Origin of the sequence: Duganella sp. HH101 (assembly GCF_001758795.1) — a bacterium.
Classification (GTDB): Bacteria; Pseudomonadota; Gammaproteobacteria; order Burkholderiales; family Burkholderiaceae_D; genus Rugamonas; species Rugamonas rivuli.
In genome coordinates this window covers 363,856-385,545 of record NZ_LRON01000004.1, presented here as the reverse complement: position 1 = coordinate 385,545, position 21,690 = coordinate 363,856, and the positions used below count along the sequence as shown (strand labels likewise).

Below are 21,690 nucleotides of genomic sequence, written 5' to 3'. Positions count from 1 at the left end.
AAAATGCTTTTATGTACAGGCGGGCAGCTCAAAATCCATCGTCAGCGTGCAACCGGCGCCCGGTGCGTACTGGCCGATATCGAGGCGCCCGCCCAGCGAGGCAGCCCGCTGCGCCATGCCGATCAAGCCGAACGACTCGCTCTTGCCCCGGTGCTGGGGCGCGATGCCGACGCCGTCGTCGCTGACGATGAACAGCAGCCGGCCGCCCTTGCGCCGCAGCGTCACCTCGACCCGGCTGGCGCCCGCGTGGCGCCGCACATTGCTCAGCGCCTCCTGCAGGCTGCGGAACAGCACGATCTCCATCGCCGGTGCGATGGCGGCGAACACCGCGTCCTCCGGCAGCACCAAGTTGCATGCCAGGCCGCTGCGCTTGCGGAACTCGCCCACCTGCCACTCCAGCGCCGCCTGCAGGCCCAGGTCCAGCACCGCCGGCCGCAAATCGTTCATGATGCCGCGCACGCTGCTGATGGTGGTGTCGACGTTCTCCAGCACCGCATCCACCCGCTGGTGCAGCCGCGCATGGCGCTCGCTGGTGCGGGTGCTGAGCATGGAGATGTCGATGCGCAGCGCCAGCAGGTTCTGTCCCAGCTCGTCGTGGATATGACGGGCGATGCTGGTGCGTTCCTCCTCCTTGACCACTTCCAGGTGCTCGGCCAGCTTGCGCAGCTGCTCGCGCGATTCCTGCAGCGCGGCCTCGGCGCGCTTGCGCTCGACCACCTCCAGCATCAGCTGGCGATTGGCCTCGGTCAGTTCGGCGGTGCGCGCCTCCACCCGCGCATCGAGCTCGCGCGACAGTTTCAGCAGTGCCGCCTCGGCCTGCTGGCGGGCCGTGATGTCCGAGAACACGCCGATGAAGTGGCTGATAACGCCGTCGTCGCCCCGCACCACCGTCAGCGACATGGAGGCCACGTAGGGCGTGCCCTCGCGCCGCCGGTTGTACACCTCGCCCTGCCATTTGCCGTAGGTGCGCAGGCAGCGCATCGCCTCGGCGTGGTAGCCGACGGGATGGGCGCCGGGCCGGCCGAGGAAGCGCGGATTGCGGCCCAGCGCCTCCTCCACCGTGTAGCCGGTCAGCGTGGTAAAGGCAGGGTTGACGAACACGATGTCCTGCAAGGCGTCGCATACCAGCACCGCCTCGTTGATGCTATCGAGTACCTGGAAGGCCCGCCGCCGCGCCTCATCGCGCACATCGTCGCTGCCGATGTCGGTCAGGATCATGCGGCATTTGGACACCGCCATATCCATATTGGCTTCGATGCGTATGCGGTGCAGCGAACGGGCCGCCGCGCCGGCGTGCGGATCGAACAGCGGCACCTCCAGCACGGCTCGGCCGCCGTCGTGGCGCAACGCCAGCAGGAAGCTGCGCAGCGCCGCCTGCGATTGCGGCGCCACAAACTGTTCGAAGCGCTTGCCCTGCAGATTCTGGCGTGCGCTGCCCAGCATTTCGGCGGCGGCGAAGTTGGCGCGGATGATGCGGCCGTCGACGTCCAGCGACAGATAGCCGGCCGGCGCCTGGTCGTACAGCGCGGCGTAATTGTCGCGCCCCGCCTCGGCCTGGTCGCGCTCCAGCTGCAACTCGACCAGCGCGGTGTTCTGCATGTCCAGTTCGATCTGGCTGACCTGGAGCTCATGCCAGCGTTTGAGCTCATCGCTTTCGCTCGCCGCCGATGGTGGGCGGACATCCGGCAGCGCCGCCACCGTCATTTCGGCGATCTGGCGCAGTTGCACTGGATCGAGTTCGGGACGATGGCGTTTGCGCATGCTAGTCTGAGCCTCTCTGCATCGAGCGTAGCTGCGTTTCAAGCTGCTTCGACTCGCTGATGTTGATAAAAGTGACGACCACCCCGTCGATCACATTCTCCACTGTCCGGTAGGGCATGATGCGCACCGTGTACCAGCCGCCGCTATGCGTCGGTATTTGCCGCTCGCTGAACACCAGCGTGCGCAGCACCTCCCGGGCGTCTTGCTCCAGCTCGGGGTATTGCAGGTCGTTGACGATGTCGCTCAGCGGGCGCTGCACATCGCCCGGTATCAGCTTGTAGATCTGCGTGCTGCGGTCGGTGTAGCGGCGGATGCGCAGCTCGCCGTCGAGGAAGATGGTGGCGACATCGGTGCTGTTGAGCAGATTCTTCATGTCGCCGTTCACCAGCGACAGGTCGTCGACCTTCGATTGCAGCTCGGCGTTGACGGTGTACAGCTCCTCGTTCAGCGACTGCATCTCCTCCTTCGAGGTGGTCAGCTCCTCGTTGGTCGATTGCAGCTCCTCGTTGGTGGACTGCAGCTCCTCGTTGGCCGACTTGAGCTCTTCCCGCGAAGCCTGCATCTCGTCGCGCACCGCCTTGATCTCCAGCCTGGCCTGCGCCAGCTGCTGCTCCAGTTCCAGCACCTGCGGATTGCTGGAGCGCGAGCGGCGTTTTTCCGGCGGCAGCGGCACGCTGCCAAAGGTCAGCAGCACGCTGCCGGACAAGGGGCCGTTGCCGGGCATGGCCTCGGCGGTCAGGTCCAGCGCCTGCGAAGGCTTGCCGGCGTCGTCGCGCTGGATCAGGCCACGCACGGCGATCATGCCCTCGCCCTGGACCGCGCGCTTGAGCAGGTCCGCCAGCTCGTGCCGCAGGCCCTCGCGCGCCATCGCATGGATGTTCCAGTTGGCCTTGCCCGCCGCCGGTTCCAGATAGGCGCCGGTGCGGCCGTGGATGTACAGGATATCGCCATGAGCGTTGACCAGCACGGCGGCCGGCGCATGCTTCTTGAGCAGCTGCTGCTCGACCTGGGATTGAAGATTACCGTTCATGGATGGGTGTTGAGTCTCGCTGGCGGAAGAAATCGATACGCTGTTGACGCGCGTCGGGAAATAGTTGGCGACGCGTTCGATAGACGCGTCCAGGCGGCGATAGATGCGGCCCGCGCCGCTCATCGACGCGAACAGCTCGTTGAAATGGCCGGGCGTATCGGCGCTGCCGAGCATCAGCAGCCCGTCGGTCTTGAGCGCGTAGTGGAACAATGGTATCAGCTGTTCCTGCAGCTTGGCCGTGAAGTAGATCAGCAGGTTACGGCAGCACAGGATATCGAGCTTGGTGAACGGCGGATCGGAAATGATGTTCTGGCGCGCGAAGATGATGGTGTTGCGCACATCCTTGCGGATGACGTAGCCGCCATTTTCAGCCGGTATGAAGTAGCGTTGCAGCTGCCCGGGCGTGACATAGTCTTCGATGCCTGCGTCGAACACACCCTGGCGCGCGCGGTCGATGGCGTCGCCATCGAGATCGGTGGCGAAGATCTGCAGCGTGTAGCGCGCGGCCGGCCGCTGCTGCTCCAGCACTTCGTTGAAAGCGATCGCCAGCGAATAGGCTTCCTCGCCGGTCGAGCAGGCCGGCACCCAGGCCTTGAAAGCCGCACCTTCGGGATGCGCCGCCAGCAGCTGCGGCAGCGCCGTCGCCATCAGGTACTCCCACACCTTGGCGTCGCGGAAGAAGTTGGTGACACCGATCAGCAGCTCCTTGAACAGCAGCTCGATCTCGGCCGGGTTCCCGGCCAGCACGGCGACATAGTCGGCCAGCGCGGCGCATTGGCGCACCTGCATGCGGCGGTCGATACGGCGCAACATGGTGCTCCGCTTGTAGTCCGAAAAATCCGCGCCGGTCTGCTTGAGCAGCAGGTGGAACAGCTGTTGCAGCGCGTTGCGATGGACGGCTGCATCGGCCGGAAAAACGGTTTGTTCGCCGCGCCACCAGTCGGCCAGGCGGGCCGCCATCTCGCCCGGCAGCGCCACGATATCGACCACGTTGGCAGCGATAGCGCTGGAGGGCATGGGGTCGAAGCGCGCAGACTCCGGCAGCTGCGCCATCGTCAGGCCGCCGCGCTCGCGCACTGCGCGCAAGCCCAAGGTACCGTCTTCGCCCATGCCGGAGAAGACGATGGCCACCGCCCGCTCATTGCCGCGTGCAGCCAGCGCCTGGAAGAAGCTGTCGATCGGCAGGCGGCGCCCGCGCGAGCCGGATGGCGGCAACACCGCAAAGCGGTCGCCGTCGAAACCCAGATCGTGGTTGGGCGGGATCACATACACATGGCCTGCCTCGACCGCCATGCCGTCTTCGACTTCGCGCACCGGCATGCTGGTGACACGCTGCAGCAGCTCAGGCAGCAGCGCCTTGTGCATCGGGTCGAGATGCTGGATGACGACATAGGCGAAGCCGCTGCCCGGAGGCACGCAGGCCAGGAATTCGCAGATCGGATCGAAGCCGCCGGCCGACGCGCCGATGCCGACCACCGGCACAGCCCCGCCATCCGGCATCGACGCCGGATCTTCGACGGGAGGAGCTAGCAGTTCATGGGCGGTGCGTTTGGTCATCGTGGCATGGCCACCGCCGGAAGAACCCTGCACCGGCGGTCAGGCGTCTCGGAGAAAATGGTATTTGTTTACATCTTGCCAGATGATTATACAAACACCGCGCCCAAAAACCAAGCGCCAACGCCCCGCTGTTGTTGGGCCTACTCGCTAGCCATATGCCAGCCGCCACCGAGCGACTGGATCAGCGCCACGGCGGTTGTCTGACGATCGGCCTGCGATTGCACCAGCGCGCGGCGCGCGGCCAGCGCCGTGTTCTGCGCCGTCACCACGTCGCTGTAGCCCACCTGGCCGGCGCGGTAGCGGTTGAGCATCTGCGCCTCGACCTGGTCGGCCGCCTCGGAGGCGATCTTGCGCAAGTCCTGCTGCTGGGCCAGCGCGCGGGTCGCGGCCAGCTGGTTCTCGACATCGGCAAACGCGGTCAGCACGGTCTGGCGGTACTGGGCGATGGCCGCATCGCGCGCGGCCTCCGCGCCGCTGACGCGGGCCTTGGTGGCGCCGGCGTCGAACAGCGTCTGCGCCGCCGACAGGCCCAGCGACCACAGATTGTTGGAGGCGTTGAACAAGCCGCCGGTGGAGCTGGAACCGTAGCCGAAGGAGCCGGTCAGGTTCAGGCTCGGGAAATAGGCGCTGCGGGCCACGCCGATCTGCTCGTTGGCGGCGGCCACGCGGCGCTCGGCGGCGGCGATGTCCGGGCGGCGCTGCAACAGCGTGGACGGCACGCCGGTCGGCACGTCCGGCACCACCACTTTCCACGGCGCCGGCGGCAGCGTGAAATCGCTGGCGGCCTTGCCCAGCAGGACCGCGATCGCATGCTCCAGCGTGGCGCGCTGGCGGCCCAGCGTGACCTGGTCGATGCGGGCGTTGGCCAGCTGGGTTTGCGCCTGCAGCAGGTCCGATTTGGCGGCGATGCCGGCGTCGAAGCGGTTCTGCGTGATCTGCAGCACCCGCGCGTAGCCTTCGGTGGTGGCGTCCAGCAGCGCTTTTTGCGCGTCGGTCTGCCGCAGCGAGAAGTAGTTGGTGGCCAGCTCGCCCTGCGCCGACAGGCGCGCTGCGGCCAGTTCGGCGGCGCTGGCCTGCATGCCGGCGCTGGCGTTGTTGGCGCCGGCGCGCAGCTTGCCCCAGATGTCCGGCTCCCAGCTGCCGCCGATGCTGGCGCGGTACTGGTTGGCGGTCGGCGTGTTGCCGCCTCCGCCGGAGCGGTTGGCGCTGCCGTTCAGCGTCGCCGATGGGAACAGCGAAGCGCGCTGCTGGTCGACCAGCGCCCGCGCCTGCGCGTAGTTGGCGACGGCGGCGGCAACGTTCTGGTTGGAGACGTCGATGCTGTCGGCCATCTGGTTCAGCAGCGGATCGCCGAACAGCTGCCACCACGGGCCGCGTTCCAGCGTATCGGCCGGCGCGGCGGCGGTCCAGCCGGCGGCCGTTTTCTCGGCCTCGGTGGCGGTTTCCTTGTAGGCCGACGGCTGCGGCGTGGACGGCAGCTGGTACGCAGGGCCGACGGCGCAGCCGCTGGCCAGCAGCGCCGCCAGCGCGATCAATGTGTAGCGGAAGGATGGTGCGTGTGTGTTCATGGTGTGCTCGGCGCTTCGCTGTGGATGCGGCTTAAATGTTGTTCGGACGTGCCGCGGCGACGCAGCTTGTCCATCAGGATGTAGACCACCGGTGTGGTCAGCAGCGTCAATACCTGGCTGGCGATCAAGCCGCCGATGATGGCCACGCCCAGCGGCTGGCGCAGCTCGGAGCCTTCGCCGAAGCCGATCGCCAGCGGCAGCGCGCCCAGTGCGGCGGCCAGTGTGGTCATCAGGATCGGGCGGAAGCGCAGCAGGCAGGCTTCGCGCACCGCCTGCAACGGCGTCAGGCCGCGCGAACGCTCCGCCTCCAGCGCGAAGTCGATGATCAGGATGGCGTTCTTCTTGACGATACCGATCAGCAGGAAGATGCCGATCAGCGAAATGGTCGAGAACTCCATCTTGAAGATCAACAGCGCCAACACCGCGCCCACGCCCGCCGACGGCAGCGTGGTCAGGACCGTGATCGGGTGCACCAGGCTTTCATACAGGATGCCGAGAACGATATAGATCACCACGATGGCGGCAAGGATCAGCAACGGCAGCGACTTGTTGCTGTCCTGCGCGGCCTTGGCCGAACCCTGGAAGCTGCCGCGCACATTGTTAGGCATGCCGATTTCCGCCTCCGCCGCCTTGATCTGTTCAGCGGCGTCGGACAGGCTGGTGCCAGGCTGCAGGTTGAAAGCGATGGTGGTCGCCAGCTCGCCGTCCTGGTGGTTGATCGAAGTCGGCGCCGAGCTTTCGGCGAAGCTGGCCAGCGTCGACAGCGGCACCATCGTGGTGGCCTTGGTGCTCAGCGCCGAGCCGGACGAGGCATCCTTGACCGCAGGCGCGGCCACGTTGGCCGGCGTGGCGCTGGCCGTGCTGGCACTGGTGCTCGTGCTGGTGCCGGTCGCGCCGGAGGCCACCGTCAACGCCACCGGTGCGCCGTTCGGATTGCTGGCGCTCGGCGCAGGCAATCCTTTCGACGGCACGTAGACATCGTTCAGTGCCGCCGGGCTCTTGGCAAACTCGCGCGGCACTTCCATGATGACGTGATACTGGTTCAGCTCTGAGTAGATGGTGGCGACCTGGCGCTGGCCGAAGCTGTTATACAAGGCGTTGTCGACATCGCGCGCCGACAGTCCCAGGCGCGAGGCGCTGTTCTTGTCGATGGTGACGAAGGTCTCGACGCCATTGTCCGCCTGGTCGGTATCGACGTCGGTGAGCGCCTTCTGCCCTTTCATCGCATCGGCCAGACGGCTGGCCCACTTCTTCAAGTCGGCCTGGTTGTCGCTCTTGAGCGTGTACTGATAGTTGGAATTGGCCTGCCGTCCACCGGCCCGCAGATCCTGCACGGGGCTGAGGAACAGGCTCACGCCCGTCACCCTGGCCAGCTTGGGCCGCAGGCGCGCGATCACGGCCTGCCCCGCCACCGTGCGCTGGCTGGCGGGTTTCAGGTTGATGAACATGAAGCCGCCGCCGGCCCTGCGGCCGCCGGTAAAGCCCACCACCGTGGCGACATCGGGATCGTCCTTGATGATGTTGACCAGCTGTTTCAGCTTGCCCTGCATGGCCTGGAACGAGATGCTCTGGTCGGCGCGGATGCCGCCGTTGATCTGGCCCGTATCCTGCTGCGGGAAGCCGCCCTTCGGTATCGCCGCGAACAGGTAGAAGTTCAGGCCGATCACGAACACAAGGCTCAGCATCACCAGCCACACGCTCGACAGCGCCCAGTCCAGGCTATGCTCGTAGCCCTTCAGGATGAAATCGAAACCGCGCTCGAAGAAGCGGGCGATGCGGCCAGGCGGTTTGGCGTGGACGTGGCCGGGCTTGAGCAGCCAGGCGCACATCATCGGCGTGGTGGTCAGCGAGACCACCAGCGAAATCATCACCGCCGCCGACAGCGTGACGGCGAACTCCTTGAACAGCGCGCCGAACTGGCCGCCCATGAACAGCAGCGGAATGAACACGGCGATCAGCGAAAGACTGATCGACAGCACGGTGAAGCCCACCTCGCGCGCGCCCAGCAGCGCCGCCTCGAAGCGGTCCATGCCTGCCTCGATGTGGCGGGTGGTATTTTCCAGCACCACGATGGCGTCGTCGACGACGAAGCCGGTGGCCACGGTCAGCGCCATCAGCGACAGGTTGTTCAGGCTGAAGCCCAGCAGGTACATCGCGCCGAAAGTGCCCAGCAGCGACACCACGGTCGCCACGGCAGGCACGATGGTGGCGCGCACGCTGCGCAGGAAGGCGCTCACCACCAGCACCACCAGCAGGATGGAAATGATCAGCGTAATCTCGATCTCGTGCAGCGACGACCGGATCGAGTTGGTACTGTCGCTGGCGACGTCGATCTTGACGTCCGACGGCAGCTGCGCCTGCAACAGCGGCAGTTGCGCACGCACGCTGTTGACGGTTTCGATGACGTTGGCGCCCGCCTGCGAACGCAGGATGACGATGATCGCCGGCTTGCCGTTGAACAGCCCGAGGTTGTTGTTGTCCTCGACGCCGTCGATCACCTGCGCCACGTCCTGCAGGCGGATCGCGGTGTCGTTGCGCCAGCCGACCACCAGGTTGCGGTAGTCGGCGGCGGAGCGTCCGCCGCTGGCGTTGGCCGAGACGGAATAGATCTGCAAGCGGCGGCCATTGCCCTGCAAGGCGCCGCGAGGACGATTGGCGTTGGTGGCCTGGATGGCCGCGCGCACGTCCTCCGCCGACAGGCCGTAGCGGTTCAACGCATACGGGTTCAGTTCCACGCGCACCGCCGGCAGCGAGCTGCCGCCCAGTTCCACGTCGCCCACGCCGGTCACTTGCGACAGGCGTTGCAGCACGGTGTTGGAGACGGCGTCGAAGATCTGGCCTGGCGTGCGGGTGTCCGACGTCAGCGCCAGGATCATCACCGGGATGCCGGAGGTATTGGCCTTGCGGTAGGTCGGGTTGCTGCGCAGCGTGGCCGGCAGGTCGACGCGGCTGGCGTTGATGGCCGCCTGCACCTCGCGCGCGACCGAGTCGACGTTGCGGTTCAAGTCGAATTGCAGGGTGACGCTGGAGGAGCCGGTGTTCGATTGCGACGTCATCTCGTTGACGCCGGCGATCACGCCCAGGTGGCGCTCCAGCGGCGTGGAGACGCTGGTGGCCATGGTCGCGGGGCTGGCGCCCGGCAGGTTGGCGTTGACCGAGATGACGGGGAAGTCCACCTGCGGCAGCGGCGCCACCGGCAGCACGAAAAACGCGCCAATGCCGGCCAGCGCAAGGCCGCACGTCAGCAGGACGGTGGCGATCGGGCGCTTGACGAAGGGCGACGACAGGTTCACAGCGCACCACCTTCAATCTGCGCCGGCGGGTTGGCTGCCTTGCGGCCGAAGCGGCGCGCCAGGCTGTCGAAGCCGAGGTAGATCACCGGCGTGGTGAACAGCGTCAGCATCTGGCTGACGATCAAGCCGCCGAAGATGGCCAGGCCCAGTGGACGGCGCAGTTCCGCGCCCTCGCCCCAGCCCAGCATCAGCGGCACGGCGGCAAACAGCGCGGCCAGCGTCGTCATCAGGATCGGGCGGAAGCGCAGCAGCGCGGCCTGGTGGATGGCCTCGCGCGGCGGCTTGCCCTGCTCCCGCTCCGCCTCGATGGCGAAGTCGATCATCATGATGGCGTTCTTCTTGACGATACCGATCAGCAGGATGATGCCGATGATGCCGATCACGCCCAGGTCCTGGCCGCTGACCAGCAGCGCCAGCAAGGCGCCGACGCCGGCCGACGGCAGCGTCGACAGAATCGTCAACGGGTGGACATAGCTCTCATACAGCACGCCCAGCACGATGTACACGCAGATCACGGCGGCCAGGATCAGCCACAGTTGATTCGACAGCGAGGCCTGGTAGGCGCCGGACGCGCCGAGGAAGGTCAGCGTGACCGAGGCCGGGAAATGAATGTCTGCGGCGGCCTGCTTGATGCCGTCCACCGCCGTGCCCAGCGAAACGCCGGGCGCCGTGTCGAAGCCCAGCGTGGTGGCCGGATACTGCGCCACGTGCGTGACCTGCAGCGGCGCGGCGCGCTCGCTGATGGTGGCCACCGCCGACAGCGGCGTGGCCTTGCCGGAGCCGGTGCGGATCTGCAGGTTGCCCAGGTCGGCCGGCGTGGTGATGTCGTCGCGGCGCGCTTCCAGGATCACGCGGTACTGGTTGGTCTCGGTGAAGATGGTCGAGACGATGCGCTGGCCGAAAGCGCTGTACAGCGCGTCGTCGATGGAGGCGGCGGTGATCGACATGCGCGAGGCGCTGTCGCGGTCCACGCTGACGTAGGCCGCGTTGGCGCTGGCGCCCACGTCCGACACCACATTGCGCAGCTCGTGCCGCGTGCGCATCTGCTCCGCCAGTTTGGTGGCCCACAGGTTGACGGTGGCGTTATCCGCGCCTTCGATCGACACGCGGAACTGGGTCGGGCCGGATTCCGCGTCGATGGTCAAGTCCTGGGTCGGTTGCAGATACAGCGTCAGGCCGGCGATCTGCGACACGCGCTGGCGCAGGCGGTCCATGGTTTCCTGCTGGCTGCCGATGCGCTTGTGCTTCAGGTTGATCAGCATGCTGCCAGTATGGAGCATGGTGTTGTTGGCGGCGTCCACACCCACCACGGAGCTGAGCGTGCCGACGTCCGGGTCTTCCAGGATCAGGCGCGCGGCCTGCTGCTGAAGCTCCGCCATCCTGGCGTAGGAGACGGCCTTGCCGGTCTCCAGGCGTGCCTGCAACTGGCCGGTGTCCTGGGTCGGGAACAGGCCTTTCGGGATCACCACGTACAGCAGCACCGTCAGCGCCATCGTGCCCAGTGCGACCAGCAGCGTCAGGCCGGCGTGGTTCAGCACCCAGGTCAGCGAACGGTCGTAGTGGCCGACCACCCAGTCGAAGAACTGCTGGAAGCGGCGGGCGAAGCGGCTAGGCTTCTCTTCGGCGTGGCTCTTGAGCCAGCGCGCCGACATCATCGGCACCAGCGTCAGCGACACCACGGCGGAGATCAGGATGGTGATCGCCAGCGAGATCGCGAACTCGCGGAACAGGCGGCCCACCACGTCGCCCATGAACAGCAGCGGGATCAGCACGGCGATCAGCGACACCGTCAGCGAGATGATGGTGAAGCCGATCTGCTTGGCGCCCTTGAGCGCGGCGGCCATCGGCGTTTCGCCCTCTTCGATGTAGCGGGCGATGTTCTCGATCATGACGATCGCATCGTCGACCACGAAGCCGGTGGCGATGGTCAGCGCCATCAGCGACAGGTTGTTCAGGCTATAGCCCAGCAAATACATCACGCCGCAGGTGCCGATCAGCGAGATCGGCACCGACAGGCTGGCGATCACGGTGGCGCGCAGGCTGTGAAGGAAGGCGAAGATCACCAGCACCACCAGCACCACGGCCAGCAGCAGTTCCATCTCCACGTGTTCGACCGAGGCGCGGATGCCGGTGGTGCGGTCGCTCAGCACCTCGACCTTCATCGCGCCCGGCAGGCCGGCTTGCAGCTCCGGCAGGCGGGCCTTGATCGCATCGACAGTGGCGATGACGTTGGCGCCGGGCTGGCGCTGCACGTTGAGGATGATGGCCTGCTTGTTGCCGGACCATGCGCCCAGTTCGACGTTCTCCGCGCTGTCCTTGACGATGGCGACATCGTTCAGGCGCACCGGGGCGCCGTTCTTGTAAGCGAGGATCAGCTCCTTGTAATCCTTGGCCGTCACCAGCTGGTCGTTGGCGTTGATGCTGTAGGCGCGGGTCGGGCCGTCGAAGCTGCCCTTGGCGCCGTTGGCGTTGGCGGCGGTGATCGCTGTGCGCAGCGTGTCCAGGCCCAGGCCGTAGGAAGCCAGCGCGTTGGTATCGGCTTGTATGCGCACGGCCGGACGCTGGCCGCCGCTGAGCGTGACCAGGCCGACGCCGGACACCTGGCTGATCTTCAGCGCCAGGCGGGTGTTGACCACATTCTGCACTTCGGTGAGCGGCATCGTATCCGAAGTGATGGCCAGCGTCAGCACCGGCGCGTCGGCCGGGTTGACCTTGGCGTAGACCGGCGGCGCCGGCAAATCGGTCGGCAGCAGCGAGGCGCCGGCGTTGATCGCGGCCTGCACTTCCTGCTCGGCCACGTCCAGCGTCTGGCCCAGGCCGAACTGCAGGGTGATGATGGAGACGCCGGCGGCGCTGGTGGAGCTCATGCGCTGCAAGCCGGCCATCTGGCCGAACTGGCGCTCCAGCGGCGCGGTCACGGTCTGGCCCATCACTTCGGGGCTGCCGCCGGGGTAAAGCGTCTGCACCTGGATGGTGGGGAAGTCGACCTGCGGCAGCGCGGACAGCGGCAGGAACTTGAAGCCCACGATACCGGCCAGGACGATCGCCAGCATCAGCAGCGATGTCGCTACCGGACGCTGGATGAAGGGTGCTGATGGACTCATTGTTGTGCCGCGCCCTGTTCTTTGCGATGACGACGTTCGCCGGCCGGTGCGGAGGCGTCGGCGGAAGCGCCGGCCGATGCACCAGCGGAGCCGCCACCTGAGCCGCCGCGTTTGCCCCTGCCGCCCTCGCCCGGCAGCGTGACCTTGGCGCCCTCTTTCAATCGGTCGCCGCCCTCGGTAATCACCTGCTCACCCAGTTGCAGGCCGCTGGCGATCTGCACCTTGTCCGTCGTGGCCTGGCCGCGCGTCACGGGACGCACGGTCACGCTCTTGTCGGCCTTGAGCACATACACGAAGTCGCCATTGGCGCCGTGGCGCACCGCCGTCACCGGCACCATGACCGCGTCCTTGATGGTGCGCAGCTCCAGGCGCACGTTGACGAACTGGCTCGGGAACAGGTTGGATTTGGCGTTGGCGAAGCGCGCCTTGGCTTTCACCGTGCCGGTCTGCACGTCGACCTGGTTGTCCATGGCCGAGAATTTTCCGTTGTCCAGCGCATTGGTGCGGGTGCGGTCCAGCGCTATCGCCGTCAGCGAGGCGCCGTCGTTCACCTGTTTCATCACGCCGGGCACGCTGTCCTGCGGGATCGAGAATTCCACATCGATAGGCGACAACTGGGTAATCACGGCCAGGCCGTTGGCGTCGCCCGACCCCACCAGGTTGCCGACATCGACCACGCGCAGGCCCACGCGGCCGGTGATCGGCGCGACGACCTTGGTGTAGCCCAGATTCAGCCTGGCCGTGCCTTCCTGCGCGCGGTCGGTCATGACCGTGCCTTCAAGCTGCTTGACCAGCGCAGCCTGCGTGTCCACGTCCTGGCGTGCGATCGAGTCCTGGCCCAGCAGCGTGCGGTAGCGGTTCAGCGTCAGCTTGGCGTTTTCCAGCTGGGCTTCGTCGCGCTGACGCTGGCCTGAAGCCTGCAACAGCGCCATTTCGAACTGGCGCGGGTCGATCTGCGCCAGCACCTGGCCGGCCTTGACCATCTGGCCTTCCTTGAACAACACGTTCTGCAAGATGCCCGACACCTGCGGCCGCACGGTGGTGGTGGCCGCAGCCGTCACCGTACCCAGTGCTTCCAGCGTGACCGGGATGTCCGCCTTCTCGGCGGTCGCCACGCCAACCGTGGTGGGGGCACCGCCACGGCGTCCGCCGCCCGGGCCACCGGGACCGCCAGGACCGCCGGCGCCGGGAGCTCCAGCCCCTGGCGCGCCGGGCGCACCGCCCGTGCCGGCCGGCTGGTGCGTCAGGTACCAGGCCAGCCCGCCCAGCCCCGCCATGGCGGCGACAGCGATCACGCTGCCGACGACCCGGGAACGGCGGCTGCGCTGCGGTGGGGTGGCGGTCTGATTCGGCTTGACTGGTGTGTCCATCTTTATCCTTGTTTAGGCGTGCGTGTCCATGGCAAACCCACCATGGCGATCAATGCGTGGACTCTAGCACAGGCGTCCCGCCGCTGTCAGTCGCAGCCGGCCCGGGGTTACAAACTCGCTACAAATCAAGGACTTTGCGTATCTTCCGTTAATGTAGCTTTACATATCTTTACCGGCGCGACATCGCCGCTTCACGCTGGCGGCGCACACTGGCCTCGTTGTCTCCCAAATCAACCAAACGAGGATAAAACATGAGTATCTTTAACCGCCAAACCGTTGCCGCATTCCTGCTGGGTTCCACGCTGGTCGTGGGTGTCGGCGCCTTTGCCGTCGAACGCCACATGGGCATGGGCGGCACGCACGCCGCCATCGACGCCGGCGCCCATATGGACCGCATGCTCAAGCACCTGTACGTCGAAGTCGACGCCACCGATGCGCAGAAGGCCAAGATCGAGCCGCTGGTGAAGGCCGCCATGGCCGACATCAAACCGCTGCACCAGCAGGTGCACCAGCTCCACACGCAGCTGATCGAGCAGATGTCCGCCGCCGCCATCGACCGCACCGCGCTGGAAACCACCCGCGCAAACGGCCTGGCGCTGGCCGACCAGGCGTCCAGGCGCATCGTGCAGCTGCTGGCCGACGTCGGCGACACCCTGACGCCGGCGCAGCGCCAGAAGCTGGCTGCGCATCTGAGCCAGATGCACGGCCGCCATGGGCATCACGGCTAAGCCGTCTTGTGAAGCGGCTCGCCTGTCCGTAGAATGATCCGCATGACTGATCATATTCTGCTGGTCGAAGACGACCCCCGCCTGGCCGAGATGCTCGTGGAGTATCTGGGCCAGGCGGCCTTTCGCGTCACGCACGCGCCCAACGGCCGCGCGGCGCTGGACTGCATCGCCGCCGGCGAGGTCGATGCGGTGATCCTGGACCTGATGCTGCCCGATATGGACGGCCTCGATGTCTGCCGCCAGCTGCGCGCCGTCTCCGACATTCCGGTGCTGATGCTGACCGCGCGCGGCGACGCCATCGACCGCATCATCGGCCTGGAGATCGGCGCCGACGACTACCTGCCCAAGCCCTTCGAGCCGCGCGAGCTGCTGGCCCGCGTGCGCGCCATCCTGCGCCGCCGCGTCGAACACCGCCACCAGCCGGACGCCGCGCCCCAACACCGCAGCGAACTGCTGCAATTCGGCCGCCTGGAGATCGACCCGGCCGCCCATGCGGCCAGGCTGAACGGCGTCGCCTGCGAGCTGACCGCCTACCAGTTCGACCTGCTGCTGGTACTGGCCCGCCACGCCGGCCGCGTGCTGTCGCGCGACAGCCTGATGGAGCTGCTCAAGGGCGAGCCGCTGGAAGCCTTCGACCGTTCGATCGACGTGCACATGTCGCGCATCCGCGCCGCCGTCGAGGACGATCCGAAGAAACCGCGCCGCATCATCACCGTGCGCGGCGCCGGCTACCTGTTCGCCAAGGTGCAGGACTGATGGCCGGCCCGCGCTTCAGCTGGGGCCTGCCGCGCCTCTACTTCCGCTTCTACGCGGCGCTGCTTTTCAGCCTGCTGCTGTTCGCGCTGGCGGTGGTGATGGTGTGGAACCGCACCGGCGGCCCGCTGGAACGCTCCAACGCCACGCTGGCGATGGTGATGCAGAACGTGCTGGCGCCGGCCAACGCGCCGCCCGCCGAGCAACAGGCCGCGCTGGAACGCGTGGCCGCCAACCTCAACGCCCACATGACGCTGTACACGCACGATTGGGAGCCGCTGGCCGTGGTCGGCGTGCAGATACCGGCGCGCCACTGGCGGCAGCACAATATGGACGCCCCGCCGCCGGAATCCTATGTGCGGCTGCCGGACGGCCGCCGACTGCTGTCGAGCGAGCCGCTGGGCTTCACGCGGCCCAAGGCCATGCTGCACAACGCCCTGCTGCTGCTCGCACTGGGCATAGGCATCGCCGCCTTCCCGCTGGTGCGGCGCCTGACCAAGCGCCTGGAGCGCCTGCAGCAAGGCGTGGAATCGCTGGGCGCAGGCGACCTGACGGCGCGCGTTCCGGTCGAAGGCAAGGATGAAATCGCGCGGCTGGCGCGCAGCTTCAACCGCGCCGCCGACCAGATCGAACAACTGGTCGGCGCGCACAAGACGCTGCTGGCCAACGCCTCGCACGAGCTGCGCACGCCGCTGGCGCGCATCCGCCTGGCGCTGGAGCTGATCAAGGACGATGTCGATCCCAAGCGCCGCGCAGGGCTGGAGCAGGACATCGCGGAGTTGAACGAGCTGCTGGACGAGATCCTGCTGGCCAGCCGCCTGGGCGCGATCAGCGACAACACGGAACTGGAAGAGCTGGACCTGCTGGCCTTGGCGGCGGAAGAATGCGCGCGCTACGACGACGCGGTGCTGAACGGCGCCTCCGCCGTGATGCAGGGCGATCCGCGCCTGCTGCGCCGGCTGTTGCGCAACCTGCTGGAGAACGCGCACCGCCACGGCGTGCCGCCGGCGCACGTGAACATCGCCTGTGCCGGCGGCACGGCCACGCTGGCCGTGTGGGACAGCGGCCCGGGCATACCGGAAGAGGAATTCGAGCGGGTGTTCGAGCCGTTCTACCGCCGCCGCGGCACCCGCGACAACAGCGGTGCGGGCCTGGGCCTGGCGCTGGTGCGCCAGATCGCCCGCCGTCACGGGGGCGAAGCGCGCTGCGTGCTGATGCCCGATGGCCGCAGCAGCTTCGAGATTACGCTGCCGCTGGCTGCAACGGCAACGCCAAAATGATATCGTCGTAGTCGGTATCGCCGACACGGAAGGTGCGCTGGCCGATCTGCGCAAAGCCGCAACGCTGGTAGAACGCCAGCGCATCGTGGTTGCCGGCGTAGACGCCCAGCAGCACGCGGCCCGCGCCACGCGCGCGCGCATCGGCCACGGCCGCATCCATCAAGCGCCTGCCGACGCGCTGGCCGTGAAAACGGTGCAGCAGATAGATGCGCTTGATTTCCAGGTCGTCGTCACGCGGGTCGGCCACCGGCAGCTTGGCCGGGGCCAGCACCAGATAGCCGATCGGCGCCCTGCCCGGCGTGGCTTCCGCCAGCCAGATGCGCATATCCGCATCGGCCAGCCAGTCGCGGTAGACCGCCGCCGCGTGCTGCCGTTCGCAATGCGCGATGATGTCGCCGCCATCGAGGATGCCGGCAAACGCTTCGAGAAAACTGGCCTTGCCCACTGCGGACAAGGCCTCTTCGTCGCCGCGCGCGGCGGCGCGGATGCCGATCTCGTTGCTCATATCAAGGCGATTCGCACAGGCAGTGGGTGATCGCGGTGAACGGCTTGCGGGCCGCCGTGACCTCCGACAGCCAACCCAGGTCGTTGACGATGCCGGCGGCCGCGTTGGGCGGCAGGCCGGTGCTGGCGGTAACGCCCACCTTCAACTGTGCGCCCAGGGTTTGCGCGACCGATTGCGCCACCGCGCGCGCGGCCGAGCCGCCCACCATCTCGACCAGGCGGTCGAACTTGCTGGTTTCGCGTTCGATGTAGACCACGCGGTAGTCGGCCAGCTTGGCGCGCTTGGCGGCGGACTTCAGCGCGTCGCCGTAGCCGCCCAGCGTATCGACCAGGCCGCGCTCCTTGGCTTGCGCGCCAGTCCAGACACGGCCCTGCGCCACGGCGTCGATTTTCTCCGGCGTGGTCTTGCGGGCCTTGGCGGCGCGGCCGGTGAACTCGGCGTAGATGTGGTTGATGCTGCCCTGGATGACCTGGCCGAAGCGCGGGTCCAGCGGACGCAGTGGATTGCCGGCGTCGCCCAGCCAGGTGGTCGGCTGGCCGGCGGTGTGGATGCCCAGCTTGTCGATCACCTTGTCGGCGGTCGGCAGGATGGCGAACACGCCGATCGAGCCGGTGATGGTGTTCGGATCGGCGATCACTTCATCGGACGACATCGAGATCCAGTAGCCGCCGGATGCGGCGACGTTGCCCATCGAGACCACCACCGGCTTGCCGGCGGCGCGGGTCAGTTCCAGCTCGCGGCGGATCAACTCCGAAGCGAAAGCGCTGCCGCCTGGCGAATCGACGCGCAGCACCACGGCCTTGATATGGTCGTCCTCACGGGCGGCGCGTATCAGCTTGGAGGTGGAATCGCCGCCGATGGCGCCGGGGCCGGTGCTGCCGTCGCTGATCTCGCCCTGCGCCACGATCACGCCGATGGCGTCGCCGGTGAACTTGGTGTGCACGCGGGCCAGGTAGTCGTCAAAGCTGATCTGGCGGAAGCTCTTGCCTTCGGTGTCGAGCGCGCCGCGCTTGATCATCATGTCGCGCACTTCGTCCTTGGTCTTCAGGCCGTCGACCAGCTTGGCCGACAGCGTCAGCTTGGCCAGGTCGCCGTTGACCGCGGCCACTTGCGCCGGCAGGTCGTTGATGGTCTTCATGACCTGGCCTTCAGGCAGCTTGCGGGCCTTCTCGATGTCGCCGGTGTAGGAAGCCCACAACGCGTTGTTCAGGTAAGCCTCCGCCTCGACGGCGGCAGGCGACGGGCCGTTGGCGATAAACGGCTCGCCGAAGCTCTTGTAGGTGCCCACGCGCAGCAGGTTGACCGTCACGCCCAGCTTGTCCAGCGCGTCGCGGTAGTAGTTGCGGTAGCGGCCGAAACCTTCGAGCATCACCATGCCCATCGGGTGCAGATAGACTTCGCTGGCATGTGCGGCCAGCAGGTACTGGCGCTGGTTGTAACTGGAGCCCCACGCCACCACCGGCTTGCCGGCGGCCTTGAAGCGCTCCAGGCCCACCGCCACTTCGCGCAGCATGGCCTGGCCGCCGCCTTCCATTTCATCGGTCAGCAGCACGGCGCCGGTGATCTCCGGATCCTTGGCGGCCGTCTCCAGCACGGACAGCACATCGCGCAGCTGCATCATCTTGTGGTTCTCGCCGCCGCGCACGCTGGTCAGCAGCGCGTCGCGGGCGTTGCCGCTGGACTGTTCGACCAGCTGGCCCTTCAGGTTCAGCACCAGCGTGGTCTTGGATTGCAGCGGCTTGGCGCCGCCGCCGAAGATGGCGTAGCCCAGCACAATGAGCACGAATAGGAACAGCAGGTTCAGTACCGCACGGCGGCCGGTATCCAGCGCCCGCCAGATAAAGGCAAAGCCGCTGCGTATATAGGAAAACGGTGATCTGCTCATTGATACTCCAGGTGATTGCGTAATTTACAAGAATAATACTGCATGCCAATGCTACTGTCGCGGTTTGGAAATCAGGCACAGCCCGGCAAACACCAGCAAGCCGTTCATGATAAGCAACTCCAGGCCCAAACGATAGCTGCCAAAAAGCAATTTCTGATGATAATCAATGGCGTAGCAGATGGCGGGACCGGCCAGCGCAACCAGCGGTACCCAACGGTCGCGCACGCTGCGGCGGGTCAGGATGCCGAAGGCGAACAGGCCCAGCAGCGGGCCGTAGGTGTAGCCCGTCAGCTTCAGCACCAGGCCTATCATGCTGGCGTTGTCCACCCATTTGAACAGCAGCACCAGCAGCAGGAACAGCGCGCAAAAGCCCAGGTGCACGCGGTGGCGCAGGCGCAGCTGGGCCGCCGGCGGCAGGTCGCTGCGGCGCTGGATGCCGAGGATGTCGATGCAGAAGGTCGAGGTCAGCGCGGTCAGCGCGCCGTCCGCGCTGGGGAACAGCGCCGATACCAGGCCGATGAAGAAGACCAGCTGCACGGCGGCCGGCATGTGCTGCATCACCACGGCCGGGAACAGCTTGTCCCCCGTCGCGGCCAGGCCCACCGTGGGCGCGTACAGGCTCAGCAGACCGCCCAGGAACATAAACAGCAGCAGCACGCCGGTCAGGACCACGGTCAGCAGCAGCATGTTCTTTTGCGAATCGCGCAGCGTCCGCACCGAGATATTTTTCTGCATGATCTCCTGGTCCATGCCGGTCATCGCCAGCACGATGAAGAAGCCGGCCAGGAACTGCTTCCAGAAATAAGCCGGGCTGTCGACCGAGTTGGTGACGATGCGGGTCAGGCCCTGTGCTTCCATCGCGGCCAGGCTGTCCGGCAGGCTTAGGCCCAGTTGTCCCAGCAGCCAGCCGGCGCAGATCAGCAAGCCCAGCAGCATGCCGGTGGTTTGCAGCGTGTCGGTCCAGACGATGGTCTGGACGCCGCCTTCGTAGGTGTACAGCAGGATCATGGCCAGGATCACCAGCGTGGTCAGCCAGAACGGCACGCACAGGCTGTCGAGGATGGTCGCTTGCAGGATGTTGACCACCAGGTAGAGCCGCGCCGACGCGCTCAGCGTGCGCGACAGGATGAAGAAGGCGGCGCCGCTCTGGTAGGAGCGGCGGCCCAGCCGCACATCGAGATAGTGGTAGATCGAGGTCAGCTTGAGGCGGTAGTACAGCGGCAGCAGGATGTAAGCGACGGCGATGTAGCCCAGCACATAGCCCAGTATCACCTGCAGATAGCCGAAGCCGTCGCGGCCGATGGCGCCGGGCACGCTGACGAAGGTGACGCCGCTCAGCGTGGTGCCGACCATGCCGAACGCGACCAGCATCCAGTTGCTGCGCTTGTCGCCGATGAAGAAGCTGTCGTTGGTGGCGTTGCGGGAAGTGCGCCAGGCCACGGCCAGCAGCAAGGCGAAATAGGAGAAGACCAGGCAGAACAGGGAAACAGCAGACATGGGGAGGCGATTTAGTGATTCGATTCGCCGCCAATATACACCGGCCGCGCTGGCTGCGCGGCCGGTCCCGGTTTTAGTGGGCTACGGCATGGATCGATTTCTCGCCGCCGACGCTGGCGGGACGCAGGTTCAGGCGGTCCAGGCGGCCGCTGAGCGCGGTCAAGCCCAAGGCGCCCAGTACCACCAGGCCGCCGACCCAGCCGGTATGGATCAGGCCGAAATGATCGACGATCAGGCCGCCGCCCCAGGCGCCGCCGGCGATGCCGACATTGAAGGCGGCGATGTTCAGGCCCGAGGCCACGTCGACGGCGCGCGGCGTGAAGTGCTCGGCCTGCTGCACCACGTACACCTGCAAGCCGGCGACGTTACCGAAGGCCACGGCGCCCCACGCCAGCACGGTCGCCAGCACCAGCCATTTGTACGGCGCGGTAAAGCTCAGCACGAACAGCACGGCGGCCAGGCCGAGGAAGATGATCTTCAGCGCGCCGATCGGACCGCGGCGGTCGGCCAGCTTGCCGCCCCAGATATTGCCAACCGCGACGGAAACGCCGTACACCAGCATCACCAGGCCCACCGTGTTGGCGTTGAAGCCGGTGATGTCCTGCAGGATCGGTGCGAGATAGGTGAAGGCGGTGAACGAACCGCCATAGCCGAGCGCGGTGATCGCATACACCAGCAGCAGGCGCGGCTCGCCCAGCACCTTGACCTGCTGCAGCAGCGACGCGGGCTTGCTGTGCTTGATGGTCGACGGCACGAACAGCAGGCTGCCGAGGAAGGCGATCACGCCCAGCGCGGACACGGCCAGGAAGGTTTCGCGCCAGCCGAAGTGCTGGCCGATGAAGGTGCCCAGCGGCACACCCGTCACCAGCGCCACGGTCAGGCCGGTGAACATGATGGCGATCGCGCTGGCGGCCTTTTCCTTCGGCACCAGCGAGGTGGCGATGGTCGAGCCGATGGAGAAGAACACGCCGTGCGCCAGCCCCGTCAGGATGCGGGCGACCACCAGCGATTCGTAGCCGGGCGCTTTCCAGGCCAGCAGATTGCCGAGCGTGAACAGCACCATCAGCGACACCAGCAGCGTCTTGCGGGGCACCTTGCCGCTGAGGGCGGTCAACACCGGCGCGCCGACGGCGACGCCCAGCGCGTACAGGCTGACCAGCAGCCCGGCCGACGGCAGGTTCACGCCCAGATCGGCGGCGATGGTCGGCAGCAGGCCGACGATGACAAATTCGGTGGTCCCGATGGCGAACGCGCTGATGGTCAGCGCCAGCAAGGCAATAGGCATGACATTCACTCCTGAAAAGTTGATGTCATGCAGTATCGGCACTTTCGTTAATGAGAAAAAGACTCGAAAATGGC

The 21,690-nt window shown here is 66.7% G+C and carries 13 protein-coding genes; 3 read left to right on the top strand and 10 right to left on the bottom strand.

The window, feature by feature from the left end; genetic code table 11:
- Window positions 1-9: 9 nt before the first annotated feature.
- From DUGA2_RS09265 to DUGA2_RS09240, 6 genes are all read right to left on the bottom strand, one after another.
- Complete coding sequence (locus DUGA2_RS09265; protein ID WP_070268964.1) at window positions 10-1,761, bottom strand: PAS domain-containing protein; 1,752 nt, start codon at window positions 1,759-1,761, stop codon at window positions 10-12.
- 1 nt (window position 1,762) lies between these two features.
- A complete protein-coding gene (locus DUGA2_RS09260; protein WP_229214645.1) occupies window positions 1,763-4,348 on the bottom strand; it encodes a chemotaxis protein CheB in 2,586 nt (861 codons plus the stop codon).
- Window positions 4,349-4,488: 140 nt separating this feature from the next.
- Complete coding sequence (locus tag DUGA2_RS09255) at window positions 4,489-5,916, bottom strand: efflux transporter outer membrane subunit (protein WP_070268962.1); 1,428 nt, start codon at window positions 5,914-5,916, stop codon at window positions 4,489-4,491.
- On the bottom strand, window positions 5,913-9,209 hold the full coding sequence (locus tag DUGA2_RS09250; RefSeq protein WP_070268960.1) for an efflux RND transporter permease subunit: 3,297 nt from the start codon (window positions 9,207-9,209) through the stop codon (window positions 5,913-5,915). The genes DUGA2_RS09255 and DUGA2_RS09250 overlap by 4 nt, the downstream gene beginning before the upstream one ends.
- On the bottom strand, window positions 9,206-12,313 hold the full coding sequence (locus DUGA2_RS09245) for an efflux RND transporter permease subunit (protein WP_070268959.1): 3,108 nt from the start codon (window positions 12,311-12,313) through the stop codon (window positions 9,206-9,208). The genes DUGA2_RS09250 and DUGA2_RS09245 overlap by 4 nt, the downstream gene beginning before the upstream one ends.
- On the bottom strand, window positions 12,310-13,683 hold the full coding sequence (locus tag DUGA2_RS09240) for an efflux RND transporter periplasmic adaptor subunit (protein WP_070268958.1): 1,374 nt from the start codon (window positions 13,681-13,683) through the stop codon (window positions 12,310-12,312). The genes DUGA2_RS09245 and DUGA2_RS09240 overlap by 4 nt, the downstream gene beginning before the upstream one ends.
- 251 nt (window positions 13,684-13,934) lie before the next feature.
- Here DUGA2_RS09240 and DUGA2_RS09235 point away from each other — a divergent pair, with 251 nt between their 5' ends.
- The 3 genes from DUGA2_RS09235 to DUGA2_RS09225 are packed head-to-tail and all read left to right on the top strand — an operon-like array spanning window position 13,935 to window position 16,444.
- Window positions 13,935-14,411: a Spy/CpxP family protein refolding chaperone gene (locus DUGA2_RS09235; RefSeq protein WP_070268956.1), complete on the top strand. Its 477-nt coding sequence runs from the start codon at window positions 13,935-13,937 to the stop codon at window positions 14,409-14,411.
- Window positions 14,412-14,453: 42 nt separating this feature from the next.
- Window positions 14,454-15,167, top strand: a complete 714-nt coding sequence (locus tag DUGA2_RS09230) for a response regulator (protein WP_070269094.1) — start codon at window positions 14,454-14,456, stop codon at window positions 15,165-15,167.
- Window positions 15,167-16,444, top strand: a complete 1,278-nt coding sequence (locus tag DUGA2_RS09225) for a HAMP domain-containing sensor histidine kinase (protein ID WP_070268954.1) — start codon at window positions 15,167-15,169, stop codon at window positions 16,442-16,444. Before DUGA2_RS09230 ends, DUGA2_RS09225 begins: the two co-directional genes overlap by 1 nt.
- On the opposite strand, the gene DUGA2_RS09220 is transcribed toward DUGA2_RS09225, so the two are convergent.
- From DUGA2_RS09220 to DUGA2_RS09205, 4 genes are all read right to left on the bottom strand, one after another.
- Entirely contained in the window at window positions 16,407-16,949 is a 543-nt protein-coding gene (locus tag DUGA2_RS09220; protein ID WP_070268949.1) for an N-acetyltransferase, read from the bottom strand. The two genes, DUGA2_RS09225 and DUGA2_RS09220, sit on opposite strands and share 38 nt — an antisense overlap.
- A 1-nt stretch (window position 16,950) precedes the next feature.
- Window positions 16,951-18,834, bottom strand: a complete 1,884-nt coding sequence (sppA, locus tag DUGA2_RS09215) for a signal peptide peptidase SppA (RefSeq protein WP_070268948.1) — start codon at window positions 18,832-18,834, stop codon at window positions 16,951-16,953.
- A 51-nt stretch (window positions 18,835-18,885) separates the two neighbouring features.
- Entirely contained in the window at window positions 18,886-20,331 is a 1,446-nt protein-coding gene (locus tag DUGA2_RS09210; RefSeq protein ID WP_070268947.1) for a sodium:solute symporter, read from the bottom strand.
- Between the two features lie 73 nt (window positions 20,332-20,404).
- On the bottom strand, window positions 20,405-21,616 hold the full coding sequence (locus DUGA2_RS09205) for an MFS transporter (RefSeq protein WP_070268945.1): 1,212 nt from the start codon (window positions 21,614-21,616) through the stop codon (window positions 20,405-20,407).
- Window positions 21,617-21,690 lie beyond the last annotated feature (74 nt).